The organism is Borrelia coriaceae (assembly GCF_023035295.1).
Classification (GTDB): Bacteria; Spirochaetota; Spirochaetia; order Borreliales; family Borreliaceae; genus Borrelia; species Borrelia coriaceae.
The window spans coordinates 1-13,472 of sequence record NZ_CP075090.1 but is presented as its reverse complement, the minus strand read 5'-3'; the positions used below and the strand labels follow the sequence as shown (position 1 = coordinate 13,472).

Genomic DNA, 13,472 nt, shown 5'->3' with positions numbered 1-13,472 from the left:
TTTGATATATAATTTTTCTAATTATATGTGTTTAGGAGAGCTTTAAATGAAGATAATTTATTTAATTTTGTTTACTTTATTGTTCATTTGTAGTTGTGATCTTTTTAATAAGATTAAAGGGAATAATAAAGTAAATTTGGAGATTCAATCAGATGTACAAAATACACCCGAGACATCACTAAGAAAAAATTTAAGTGAATCACAAAATAAAGGATTGGATTTCTTAAAAAAAGTTTTAAAAGGGAATGATTATAAGCTTAACGACATTTTAAATGTAAGTGGAGACAAATTAGGTAAATTAAAAGAAGTATTAGATAATATACAAAGATCGCTTGCAAATTGTCGTGATAGTAGGTCTTCTAGCTATAGTACTGATGATGGTCATGATCCTAATACGCAAAGAGAAGGTTTTAAAAGTTTAGTATTGAGCTATGTTGAAGAGCAATTGGGAAGTCAAGGAAGTGATTCAGAGTATGGATCTCCTCCTAATCCTTTGAATGGTGATGTGTGTGTTGATCAATATTAATCAAAGTTACAATATCTATAAATAGATAAGGATTGAAGATAGTAAATCCGAGTTAATTTAAATGTTAAAAACAGTTCTAAATAGTTTTTATTAGACAATTAAGTTTTATTTTATTATGTGATTTTTTCTACTATTATGTTGCTATATTAGCATATGTAATATTACACATATTAAGGTAAATATTGTTTTTATTATTTTATCCCCATAATTAAGGTTATCAACTTATGTTGATAACCTTAATTTCTTTGATTAGAGAGGATCTAATCGTAATAACTATCAATCATTAATTGATATAATGATTGAATATTAAAAGACTTAGATTGGTAACTAAAATTACCAATCTAAGTCTTTTAAATAAGATTTTTTTGTCTAGATTTACATTATAACGCAATAATATGAAATTATTGTAATTTATTGGTTATATTGTGATATTGTAATTTAACAGTTGTATCATAATGCTTTGTCTAGATTCATATTATAACGCAGTAATATGAAATTATTGTAATTTATTGGTTATATTGTGATATTGTAATTTAACAGTTGTGTTATAATGCTTTGTTTAGGTTCACATTATAACGCAGTAATATGAAATTATTGTAATTTATTGGTTATATTGTGATATTGTAATTTAACAGTTGTGTTATAATGCTTTGTTTAGGTTCACATTATAACGCAATAATATGAAATTATTGTAATTTATTAATTGTATTGTGATATTGTAATTTAACAGTTGTGTTATAATATTTTGTCTAGATTCATGTTATAACGCAGTAATATGAAATTATTGTAATTTATTGGTTATATTGTGATACTATAATTTAGTAGTTGTATCGTAAACAATTTAGTTTAACGTAAAAGTGAAAAAAGAGTATGTAAAATTTTTAGTTTTATAGTGTTATGAATTACCCTATTATAGGGTTAAAAAAGGGCTTGTATATGTTAAATGATGCTAATTCAATAAAAAACCATAGTGTTAAATTGAGTATTGTAGAGTCTTTGAGACTTAATTTTGAGTTTTTGATTCGTAATATTTGGTTAATATTGTTTGCTTTGTTTTTATTTTTATTCAATGTATTGCATTCTCATAGAGGGATTATAAACTATAATATTGGTAATAATTCTAAATTGTGTTTTACATTGCCTTTAACAATAGTCGTTATAATAGTACCATCTTCAATATTATTGTATTTTTTACATTTGTTAAGGAGACGTGTTACAGAGGTTGTTGTTAAGGCTTCAGTGTTTGCATTTTTAGAGAAAATGGCAATATTTGTATTATTATTGATAGGCCTTATAACCCAATCTGTAAGTTCATGGATGAGTTTTGAGAGTTTTTTTAGCTTGATGTTTGAAGATTCTATTTTAAGTATAAAGACAAGTCAAAGAGAACAAGATGAAGGTATTCGTAAGATATTATCTGATAGAGAGAAGATAATTAAAGATGAAATAGCTAATATTGATATTAAGATTAAAAAGAATAATGATCGTATAGAATTTGCTAGGGATAAGCATTTAAGCTTAGATTATAGATATAGAACCATGAAGAAAGATTACATGAATGAAATTGAGACTGCGGAGAAAGTAAATGATGCTTTATTTAATCAAAGGAATGAATATTTGGATTCTTTGGAGAATTTGCGTTTTAGATTTGGTCAATTGATTCAAACAACAGCTGTAAATAATAATAAATTAAAAGCGGCTAATGTATTAAATGGAACATCTATTGTTATTTCTAAGAATGATTATCTTAATATAATTTTTGTTTGTTTATTACTATTATTGTCTGTTTGTCTAGATATATTTTTAGCAATGATATTTTGCATAATACAAAATGCTTATCATAAATTTTATGAACAAGAGTTTTTATACTTAGTTCAATTACCTATAGTAAATGTGGTTGGTAAGAAAGAAGATATTCAAAATACTGAAATTTCTATTTCGAAAGAAGATGAGAAGCCATTTAAAGGAGTTGATAAATCACTTGAATTTATCTCATCTAATTTAGAAGACGATAAACGTACTATAAAGTCTTTAAGGAAAATTAATAAAGAGACAAAAGTTCCCGATTATAGAATAAGGCAATATCTATCAGATTTAATGGATAGAGGTTTGGTTATAAAAGATAAAAGAAGACTGTTACTAAATATTGATCAGAATTGATCAGACATTAGGATCTTAGTGAAATATCTGTTAATAGGTTGTTTAGTCAAAATTTAAAAAATCTTTAAAAGATATGAAATAATCACTTATTTATAATAATAATTACATATATATATAAATGTACCTTTTAAGGTATATAAATCTATTTATAGATTACTTAAGAAGTAGTGTTATATTCAGAATTGTTCAAAAAATTGAATATTGTTGAAATTCAACACATTGGAAATGCTATTAGGGTAATTGATTAATATGTTTGATATTCAAGAACAAATTGAATAGATTAGTTTGTAATTCAAAGGAGTTTAGTTTTTTTAGGTTGTCAAATATGTTATTAGTAAGCTAAATATAGTTTAATTATTAATTATATAATTAATAATTTTTATTTAATATCTTTTATTTTTGTTTTTATTATTTTTTTGAAATCTATATTTTTTTGATACATATATGTATGTATTATTCATTATAAAAAAATATGTATATATTTAATATTGATAATTTGGTTATATGATATCAATGTATATTTTATTTAAGCTGTTTTAAGGATTCTGATCTATAAATAAACGAAGCTAAGTGCAATTCATAATAGGGCTTAAGCATGAGATTTGGCTTGGAATATTTAGTAACTAGACTTTATATAAAGAGAGAAAGATTTTGGTACGTTTATATGAGTCCTGATGTGCAATCTAAGAAAACAGATGGTACAATAGTTGATTTTCCAATATTTACTATTGAAGATATTGATCGTTCATATATACGTGCATATCTTAAAAAATGGATATCAATGAAATATAAATATAATCTTGATATAGAAATTAATAAAGAAGGATGTGATTATTTTTGTAAACTCAAGCCCGGTGCTTTAATAGATAATATTGTTGAGCTGATTATATCAGATTATAAAGAAGTTTTTATTGATAGTTTAATAGATAAAAATTGTTTTTATAGTGTGGATGAAGCCTTAACAGCTTTTGTTAAGGACTTTGATTGTAGTCAACAACAAAATACGGAAGATAATTTGAAAGATAAGGTAATGGAATTTTATATTTCTTTCTTTGAAAAAGATGGTTAATTGATTTTTTTATTTTTAAAGGTAGCTTGATTTGTATAAAGCTACCTATTTAAATAGATAGAATGTGTCATTAAAATAAGTCAATCTTAATTTCTTGTATAAAAACTTCCTATGCAAATACTTATCAAATCAATAAAAACACCAATTCCTAATAAACCTCCAGTAAACATGTATAAAAGACCAGTTCCGATCTTTTTAATATATAATCGATGTATACCTAACCATCCCAAAAATAAACATAATAAAAATAATATAATTTTGCTTTCAGAATTGTTATTTTTTGACACTCCACAATGGACACAGATCATAGCTTTTTTTTTGATGACTTTTCCATAAGAATCACAAAAGATTTCATCAGAATTTTTGGACATATGATTTTACTCCTTTATAAAATAATAAAATATATTTTTTTGTTTCAAATTAATAATGGAAATTATTAATTTGATTTATTTTTACATATTTAATATTTTTGTGATATATACTTATATTTATAATTTATAAAGTTTATTATATAAATAAATATATAAAAATAATTGAGATATAAATAATATATGGTTTTAAACATGGTTTGTGTCCGAATATTAAAAGTTGTTTTTTATTTTTTTATCTCTACTATGATGGTGGGCATTTAAATTATGTTTTTGCTGTATTCAAGTAAGGGTATTTTCGAAATATTTGATTTAAAGGAGGTTAATTTAATATTAAGTGTAGAATTTTATTCGTTAACTAAGATATGAATGGGAATTTTAATTTGATCATTTTATTATGGTCATTATATGATTTTAAAGGTCTAATATGATTCTTAGATTATTTTTATTATTATCATATTTAATTTTTTTGTTGATTTGTAAAGGAGGTTTAAGAAGATAATTTATTTAACTATTAATAATGTATTAAAATATGGACTTTCTTTTTGATTATTTATTGTCAAAATAAGTTTTTGAGTTAAAGACATCATTTATATTGACTTAAAGTTTTTTTACTTTAATTAGGCCATATTAATTTTTAATGTAATTCGTATTTTTAATTTACTTTTTGTTTTTTGGTCAATTGGGTCAATATAAGATGTCTTTATCTTTATTTGTATCTTTAATAAGATTGCTTATATGTAACTGGTGTAATGAAATATGTAGTAAATACATTGCAATTCTAATAAAAGTTGAATTTTACTAGTAGTCTTTAATATAAAATCACATGAAGTTAAATCTCTTTCTTATTTTAAGTCAAAAATTTTTGTGTTTTTGGTATTGGTTTGTTGAATTAGTAATATATATTAATATAATAAATATTAAAAAAGAGAAAATGTTAATTTACTTTTTTATGTGTAATTAATAATGATTAAAAGAATTACTAATTTTAATATATTGATTGTTTGTTTTTTTGTTTGCATCTTAGGATTTTGTAGTCAAGTTTTTGCGCTCTATTATAATGAAATTAATGGCAATAGTTATGAATATTTTTTGGGTTATAATATTACTTCTTCTTTTATAAGAGGATTTTATAATGAATCTTTTGAGAAAAAAATATCTGAATACGTAGTTATAGGGAAAGACAATTCGGGTCTTTTACATATTGGTAGTGATTATATTTACATAGAATTTCCTAGTGAGTTCGGGCGTGGTTTGGGATATCCTATGATTATTTCTGTACCAATTAGTATGGATTTAGTTAATGTTAGTTTATTTTTTGATAAGGGATCATTTGTTACTACTAAGCCTTTTAGTAGAGAATGGGGTTTATCCAATGATGCAAAATCTATGTTTTTAAAGACTTCTTTAATATCTTCTTTTAAGAACAAATTGTTGTCATGTAAAACTTTTAAAATAAAACTTGATTATGGACATTTAAATTCTGTTGTTGCTATATTTAATTTAGGAGATTTTCAGAATCTTTATGATGCTGTTATAAAAAGTAAATGTAAGACATTGGAAGAATTTGTAAACTCAAAGATAGAAGAAGAAAGACCAATATTAACAATAAAAAGAGAGGCCTTAAGATTGTCATTAGAACAGTTATTATCAGAAGGTTTTAATACTAGTACACCAAAATCCAAGTGAAGTAAATAGTTAGTTGTTTATTTGTGATTTATGATCAAAATTTTTAAATTTTGTTATCAAGCGATTTGATATTAACTTTACTTAAGTTTTAACAATAATAATTATAATCTTTATATGGAAAGTATCATTAATAGAAATATTAATAATACTTTTAATAATTTGATTATTGTTTATAGCTAGATCATTTATGCATTGTTTTGTTCTACAAGGTAATATTTATAATTTAGTACTATTTTTATTTATAGTTTGTCTCTTATTTTTTTTATTTAAAATAAAAAAATTTATTTTATGGAGAGGGTTGATTTTGTCAAAAAATTTGTTTTTTTTATTTTCTTTATTTTTTATGTCATGTGTTTTGCCAGAAGAGTCAGAAGCCGATATTGAAGAGAAATTTATTTTTGGGATTGTTTTTCCAGATCGTTTTGATGATAATGGTTATTTTCAAAATGCTTTTGAAGGTGCCTTGGAGTTAAGTAACGTGTTTGGAATTAAACTCATTCCAAAAGTTTTAACCCCTTATCCTATTGAAGATAGAAAGTTAATTACATCTGATGAATTATTAACAGAAGATGTTTTAGCCTTGCAAAATGAAGGAGCGAATTTTATTTGGTTTATTAGTTCTTATTTTTCAGATATGGCCATAAGATTTGCTTACGAGAATCCACATATTTTTTATGGAATGGTAGATAATTTGGGTCATGAAGATAAGGATAAATTGCCTAAAAATTTGGTATCTATGGTTTTTAGATCCGAAGAAGGATCTTTTTTAGCTGGATATCTTGCTTCTAAGATGAGTAAAAGTAATAAGCTTGGATTTGTTACTAGTGTTGATGTTTGTTCTGTTGAAAGGTTTTTAGTTGGATTTAGAGCTGGTGCTTTCTATGCAAATCCTAAAACAAGAGTGATTTTAAGGAGACTTTCAGACGATAGGGATGAATTGTTAGGTAAATCTGTTGCTAAGCATATGTATATTGAAGATGGTGTTGATGTTATTTTCCCCGTAATGGGTCCAGCTGCAATTGGCATATTTCATGCTGCAAAGGAGCTTGGTACTGGATATTATGTCATTGGAATAAATAAAGATCAATCACATTTAGCCCCCGGTCATGTGATTGCTTCTGTGATTAAAGATGTTGGAAAAGCTATATACGAGGTTTCATCAAAGTTGATAGGAAGGCAAGATTTTAATGCTGGTGAAATTATTGAAAAAGGAATTAAGGAAGGCATTGTTGATCTTGTTAAAGATCCTAATATTATTGGCAAGGATTTATTTGATAAGCTTGTTAGGCTTCAAGAACAGATAGTGAATAGGGAACTAGTTATACCTTTCCGTAATTATGAATTAGATTTATTTAAAAATAAGATGAGAGGTTTGAGGCGATAACTTTTAATTAAAGTTTATTGAATATAATTAATAATTTTATTTTTATTAGATTTTACAAATTTATTTGTTATATTAAATTTTCATCGTTTGCATATCAATTTTTGATTTTCTTTTTATAGTTTAATTTAGCTATTTTTTTTTGATATATAAATATTAAATTTTATTTTAATATTTATAATTTAGTACTATTTTTATGAAAATAAAAATTTAATATTTGTAATTTAGCTATATTTTTATTTATAGTTTGTTTATAAATTTTTTATTTAAACCAAAAAATTTATAAGTTTATTTTTAGGAGAAGCTTTTGTCAAGAAATTTGTTTTTTTTATTTTTTTTGTTTTTTATGTCTTGTTTTTTCACACAAGTTAAAGAAGAGTTAGCCGGAGATGTTTTTGAGCATAAAATTATTATGGGAATTATCGCCCCGGGTCGTTTTGATGATAATGGTTATTTTCAAAATGCTTTTGAAGGTGCCTTGGAGTTAAGTAACGTGTTTGGAATTAAACTCATTCCAAAAGTTTTAACCCCTTATCCTATTGAAGATAGAAAGTTAATTACATCTGATGAATTATTAACAGAAGATGTTTTAGCCTTGCAAAATGAAGGAGTGAATTTTATTTGGTTTATTAGTTCTTATTTTTCAGATATGGCCATAAGATTTGCTTACGAGAATCCACATGTTTTTTATGCAATTGTGGATGATATGGGTCATAATGATATGGATAAATTGCCTAAAAATTTGGTAGCTTTTTCTTTTAGAGTAGAAGAGGGTGCGTTTTTGGCCGGATATATTGCTTCTAAGATGAGTAAAAAGAAAAAACTTGGGTTTGTGACTGGAGCTAGTATTATGAGAAATGTTGAGAGGTTTTTAGTTGGATTTAGAGCTGGTGCTTTCTATGAAAATCCTAAAACAAGAGTAATCTTAAGAAGAGTTTTAGAGCATACTGATGAGTCAGTTGGTGAAGATATTGCCAAGTATATGTATATTGAAGATGGTGTTGATGTTATTTTTCCCGTAATGGGTCCTGCTGTATTTGGTATATTTCGTATTGCAAAAGAGCTTGGTACTGGACATTATGTCATTGGAGTAAATAAAGATCAATCACATCTAGCTCCCGGTCATTTTATTACTTCTGTGATTAGGAATCTTGGTAAAGCAATATATGATTGTTCATCATCGGCTATTCAAAATCATTATTTAGATTCGGGTGGTGTTATTAAAGAAGGGATTAAAGAGGGTATTATAGATGTTATTAAAGATCCTAATGTTATTGGTGATGATTTAGTTAATGAGATTAAAATGCTTCAAGAACAGATAGTTAAAGGGGAATTAGTGATACCATCTACTGATTATGAATTAGATGTATTTAAAGACAAGATAAGAACTTTGAGGAGATAATTTTAATTAAAAGCAACTCATTTATATTTAGGGTAAATTAGGTTTCTTTAAATAAAAGATTTGAAATTTAAAATAAAGGACATATATTTATGTGTAAATTCATTAAATATTATACTTTTATGTACATATTTAATAATCAAGTGTATTTTTTCATGAAAAAATACATGAATAAAAATTTTATTTTATATAAATACCCTTATTGAATTTTTAAGCAAAGTAAGTTTTTTTTAGAGTGTTAAATGTTTACAACATTCTATTGTAGAGACCTTATATGGGTATCAGCTTGGTATATTAATCTTAGTAGTTTTCTAAATAAATTTAGAATTGCTTAATTAAATGCAGCTTTTAATACATATATATATATTTGCAAATATTTAACATTTTTTTGAGGTAAATTTTTTTATGAAACAAGTATTAATTTTGATGTTATTTTTATTTGGTATTGTTGTTAGTTTTGCTAAAAGTTATGATCAGATGTCTTCTGATGTTGTAATTACTGGAGTCGGTCTTGATAGGAACATGTTGCTTTATAAGGTTAATGAAAAACCTGTTTTAGCGCCTTTTTTATTGAATTTATTTATTGGTTTTGGTATAGGTTCATTCGTTCAAGGTGATGTTACTGGTGGATTACTGGTTTTAGGATCTGAGCTTTTAGGTGTGGGTTTAATTAGTAGTGGGTTTTATTCTTCTCATAGTTCTTATACATCATATTTAGGAATATCTTTAGTGTCTTTAGGAGTAATTACTTTATTTGCTACACGAATTGCTGAACTTATAATGCCATTTACATATGCATTGAATTATAATCAAAAACTTAAAGAAAAATTGGCTATATCTTTAGGAGGTCTTAAACCTCAATTTGATATAAATTTTAACGAAAATGATGCTTTATCGTTTGAACTTGCTTTGACTAAGAAGTATTGATACGTATATTTTTTATAACCATTCAAAAATGGAGTAATATAAAATCAGTCTCTATTTATATGAATGGTTATGTTTTAAACAGTATAGGTATTTTTTTATGATTAAAACTGTTCTGAATATTAATATATTTATTGTTTTGTTATTTTTTTAATATTGGGATTTAATAGTCAAGTTTTTGCTGATTATGTTAATTATGACAAGATTGTATTGCTTGGTTGCTATGTTTTTAAAAATTTCTTTAATATTTTCTTTTAAGAAAAAATTGTTATCATGTAAAATATTTAAAATCAAACTTGATTATGGACATTTAAATTCTGTTGTTGCTATGTTTAATTTAGGAGATTTTCAGAATCTTTATGATGCTGTTATAAAAAAATAAAGAATTTAATGCGTTAATTATGTAATTATTACTAAATTAACTACTTCAATAACAGAATTCAAGCACCGACTACCGTAACGAACAAGATGAAAAATTAAAACAATAATACAAACATCTAATATTATAAATATATTTTCTATATATTACAAAATATTTATGATCTGTGTATAAGAAGGGAGGGGAATAAATATTAAACCATTAAATATTAGGATCAAGGAATTTAGATGTGATTTAGGTCAGAAAATTAGGGTTTTTTTATTTAGAAGCTCTCTTGTATATAGAGGCTTTTAGAATTTTCATTATAATCTCGTGTGGTTAGAGACATGAACTTAAAATTGATTCTTAATTTAATTATTTACTGGCTTAGTTGCCTTTTCTTGGTGTCAATATTAATGGTGTCTCTAACCTATTACTAATTTCTTTAATAATATTTATTATATAGATTTTATTAAAAATATTAGTAAACTCGATTTTTATAATATTAAAACATATTTTGTTATTATTTTTGTTGATTTCTTTAATTTATTATATTTAATATAATATAAATGTTAGGCGTATTTGATTTGTTTTAAATTTATAATTTCTTGTAATATTAATTATCATTAATACCTTTACTATAAGGAAAAAATGCCTTGTAGTATTCATTTGAATGAAATTATTATGTACCAAATGGTTTATTAAAATATAGGATATCAATAATTTATTGGATTGATACTCTATTTATGAATAGATAATTTTATTGATTTTTTTATTTTACCTTTACTATAAGTAAATTTCAAATGTTTATAATTTGATATATAATTCTAATATTTATAATATAATTTATGCTTTTTAATTTCTTTTAATTTTTTGTTAAAAGAATTGATTATAAGAAGGTTTACTTATGATGTCAAAAAGTATCTGTTTGATTCTTTTCTTTTTTATATCTTGCTTTGCTACAAAAGAATCGTCAGATGATGTTGATAAGAAATTTGTTATGGGAATGCTTTTCCCAGCTAATTATAATGATAATGGTTATTTACAAAATTCTTTTGAGGGGGCATCTAGTGTAAGTAACGTGTTTGGAATTAAATTTATTCCTAAAGTTGTAACCCCTTATCCTATTGAAAGTAACAGATTGATGACATTTGATGAAGTATTAACAGAAGATATTTTGGCTTTACAAAAAGAAGGTGCCAATTTTATTTGGTTTGTTAGTTCTTATTTTTCCGAATCTTCTGTAAGATTTGCTTACGAGAATCCACATATTTTTTATGCAATTGTGGATGATTTGGGTCATAATGATATGGATAAATTGCCTAAAAATTTGCTATCTATTATTTTTAGGCTAGAAGAGGGAGCATTTTTAGCTGGATATATTGCTTCTAAGATGAGTAAAAGTAATAAGCTTGGATTTGTGACGGGTGCTAGTATTATGAGGAATGTTAAGAGATTTTTGGTTGGGTTTAGAGCTGGAGCTTTTTATGAAAATTCTAAGACAAGAGTAATCTTAAAAAGAGTTTTAAAAGATCGTGATGAAGCAGTTGGTGAGGATATTGCCAAGTATATGTATATTGAAGATGGAATTGATGTTATTTTTCCCGTAATGGGTCCTGCTGTATTTGGTATATTTCGTATTGCAAAGGAGCTTGGACCCGGACATTATGTCATTGGAGTAAATAAAGATCAATCACATCTTGCACATGGGCATGTTATTACTTCTGTTATTAGGAATCTTGGTAAGGCAATATCTGATTGTTCTTCAGATATTATAAAAAGTCATAATTTTAATTTTGGTGGTGTTGTTGAAAAAGGAATTAAGGAAGGCATTATAGATGTTATTAAAGATTCTAGTATTATTGGCAAAGATTTAGTTGATAAGCTTACAAAGCTTAAGGAAGATATAGTGAGTGGGGAATTAGTGATACCATCTACTGATTATGAATTAGATTTATTTAAAGAAAAATTAAAGAGATAATAGTTTGATTAAAGGATATTGTGTTGTAACAATTTTGTGGGGTTTTGAAAAAGATGTGAACTTAAGTATCTAATTATAATAGGAAACTTCGAGAAAAATTGGGTATGTCTTTGGGAGGATTTAAGCCTCAATTTGATATAAATTTGAACGAGAATGCTGGTTTTTCATTTGAACTTGCTTTTACTAAGAAATATTAGTTATAAAACTTTGGTACGTAATGATTTAGAAAGATTTTTATTAGTTTTAATAATATGATTGCTAGCGTTTTTTCAGTGTTATGTAACATAATGATTAAAAGAATTTCCAATATTAGTATGTTTATTATTTTGTTGGGAATTAATACTAAAGTTTTTGCTACTTATTATCCTACTTATTATCATAGACTAGCTGATGGTAAGTCCGCTTTGGTATTGACATTGTATGGTGAATTGACTGAGGAAAAAAGAGGTCAATGCGTAGTTGTAGCAGAAAATAATCTTGATGTAAGGATAAACAATTTAAGGAATGGATTAAAAGCATATATTGCTATTGGAATAATGATTGCTCTGTGTTTAGGAATATTATTAACATTACTATCAGTAGCGTATACGTGGTTAACTAAATAGAATGAGACCTTTATACGCTTGATATTCAAGAACAGATTGACTTGATAATTTGTAATTTACAAGAATTTGGTAGTAATGATGACTTATCAAGTTTGTTATTGGTAAGTTAGGTATTTAAAGATAATGGATTTTATAATATATGGTTTTGTTATATTCTCCTTATTTTTTGTTTCACTTATTTTTTAAATAAAGTATACTAATAGTATAGTAAGGAGAAGGAGAAATTTATGGGACTAGCCCAGCCAATAGTTACGCAACAAATGGTAGTAGCCGAGCTTACTAAAGCAGGAATTGATAGGGATATTGCTATTGATTTATCTTATAGGTACTATAGGAATGAGTTAACGTATAAGGATATTGAGTATTTAGAAAATACATTTAATCTTAAGTTAGAAAAAGTAGAGTCTAACTTAAAATCAGATATTAAGGACCTAGATAATAAGATAGACAATGTAGAGGTTAACTTAAAATCAGATATTAAAGACCTAGATAATAAGATAGATAGTGTAGAGAATAATCTAAATGTAAGGATAGAGAATGTAAGGAATGAATTAAAATCAGATATTAAAGATCTAGATAATAAGATAGATAACGTAAGAAGTGAATTAAAATCAGATATTGCTTCTGTAAGCAATGAGATTTCACTTGTAAGGAAGGATATGGAAATCAATAATATGGAGATTAAGAGTACATTGAGGTTACACAATTGGATGTTTGGAACTATTATTACTATTTCTATAGGGATATTTTTAACATTGATGGCATTGATATTCAAGTAGGGTCATTAATAATGAACAAACCAGTTTTATGTCTTGGATTGGGGTTCAGGTATTGGATTTTCTAAGAGTATTAATGATGTTGTTAGACTTGCAAGAGCAAAGAAAGAAGCAAGGATTAGAGAAAAAGAAGGAAGATATGGAATAGAGATCAATATTTTTTAGTTTTTAGAATAAGATCTTTAGCAACTATCAATGATCATTCAGTATATATTGTACTAATAACAACTAAACTA

General features: G+C 25.3%; 13 protein-coding genes and 1 pseudogene. 13 read left to right on the top strand and 1 reads right to left on the bottom strand.

Annotated features, from left to right (window positions below):
- The first annotated feature begins 46 nt into the window (after positions 1–46).
- The 3 genes from bcCo53_RS07180 (at position 47) to bcCo53_RS07170 (ending at position 3,755) form a co-directional block, all read left to right on the top strand.
- Positions 47–526 (top strand): Mlp family lipoprotein, encoded by a 480-nt coding sequence (locus bcCo53_RS07180; RefSeq protein WP_025408822.1) that lies wholly within the window; start codon positions 47–49, stop codon positions 524–526.
- 936 nt (positions 527–1,462) lie between these two features.
- The gene (locus bcCo53_RS07175) at positions 1,463–2,686 is read left to right on the top strand and encodes a hypothetical protein (RefSeq protein ID WP_025408823.1); all 1,224 of its coding nucleotides are present in this window, start codon (positions 1,463–1,465) and stop codon (positions 2,684–2,686) included.
- A 595-nt stretch (positions 2,687–3,281) separates the two neighbouring features.
- Positions 3,282–3,755: a hypothetical protein gene (locus bcCo53_RS07170; RefSeq protein ID WP_025408824.1), complete on the top strand. Its 474-nt coding sequence runs from the start codon at positions 3,282–3,284 to the stop codon at positions 3,753–3,755.
- Between the two features lie 86 nt (positions 3,756–3,841).
- On the opposite strand, the gene bcCo53_RS07165 is transcribed toward bcCo53_RS07170, so the two are convergent.
- Positions 3,842–4,126 (bottom strand): TM2 domain-containing protein, encoded by a 285-nt coding sequence (locus bcCo53_RS07165; RefSeq protein ID WP_025408825.1) that lies wholly within the window; start codon positions 4,124–4,126, stop codon positions 3,842–3,844.
- Positions 4,127–5,089: 963 nt separating this feature from the next.
- On the opposite strand from bcCo53_RS07165, the gene bcCo53_RS07160 reads away from it, so the two are divergent.
- From bcCo53_RS07160 to bcCo53_RS08755, 10 genes and pseudogenes are all read left to right on the top strand, one after another.
- The gene (locus bcCo53_RS07160; RefSeq protein WP_025408826.1) at positions 5,090–5,812 is read left to right on the top strand and encodes a hypothetical protein; all 723 of its coding nucleotides are present in this window, start codon (positions 5,090–5,092) and stop codon (positions 5,810–5,812) included.
- Between the two features lie 304 nt (positions 5,813–6,116).
- Positions 6,117–7,196, top strand: a complete 1,080-nt coding sequence (locus bcCo53_RS07155) for a BMP family ABC transporter substrate-binding protein (RefSeq protein ID WP_025408827.1) — start codon at positions 6,117–6,119, stop codon at positions 7,194–7,196.
- A 304-nt stretch (positions 7,197–7,500) separates the two neighbouring features.
- Complete coding sequence (locus tag bcCo53_RS07150) at positions 7,501–8,595, top strand: BMP family ABC transporter substrate-binding protein (protein WP_025408828.1); 1,095 nt, start codon at positions 7,501–7,503, stop codon at positions 8,593–8,595.
- A gap of 402 nt (positions 8,596–8,997) precedes the next feature.
- Entirely contained in the window at positions 8,998–9,519 is a 522-nt protein-coding gene (locus tag bcCo53_RS07145) for a P13 family porin (protein ID WP_025408829.1), read from the top strand.
- A 220-nt stretch (positions 9,520–9,739) separates the two neighbouring features.
- On the top strand, positions 9,740–9,898 hold the full coding sequence (locus tag bcCo53_RS07140) for a hypothetical protein (protein ID WP_155806856.1): 159 nt from the start codon (positions 9,740–9,742) through the stop codon (positions 9,896–9,898).
- Positions 9,899–10,784: 886 nt separating this feature from the next.
- The gene (locus bcCo53_RS07135) at positions 10,785–11,855 is read left to right on the top strand and encodes a BMP family ABC transporter substrate-binding protein (protein ID WP_051480086.1); all 1,071 of its coding nucleotides are present in this window, start codon (positions 10,785–10,787) and stop codon (positions 11,853–11,855) included.
- A gap of 83 nt (positions 11,856–11,938) precedes the next feature.
- Positions 11,939–12,052: pseudogene (locus bcCo53_RS08925) on the top strand (P13 family porin); the annotation flags it as partial.
- A 117-nt stretch (positions 12,053–12,169) separates the two neighbouring features.
- Complete coding sequence (locus tag bcCo53_RS07130; protein ID WP_025408831.1) at positions 12,170–12,460, top strand: hypothetical protein; 291 nt, start codon at positions 12,170–12,172, stop codon at positions 12,458–12,460.
- Between the two features lie 227 nt (positions 12,461–12,687).
- On the top strand, positions 12,688–13,239 hold the full coding sequence (bdr, locus tag bcCo53_RS07125) for a Bdr family repetitive protein (RefSeq protein WP_025408832.1): 552 nt from the start codon (positions 12,688–12,690) through the stop codon (positions 13,237–13,239).
- A gap of 33 nt (positions 13,240–13,272) precedes the next feature.
- Positions 13,273–13,401 carry a hypothetical protein gene (locus bcCo53_RS08755; RefSeq protein ID WP_277813765.1) on the top strand — a complete coding sequence of 43 codons (129 nt, stop codon included), beginning with the start codon at positions 13,273–13,275 and terminating at the stop codon, positions 13,399–13,401.
- Positions 13,402–13,472: the final 71 nt, after the last annotated feature.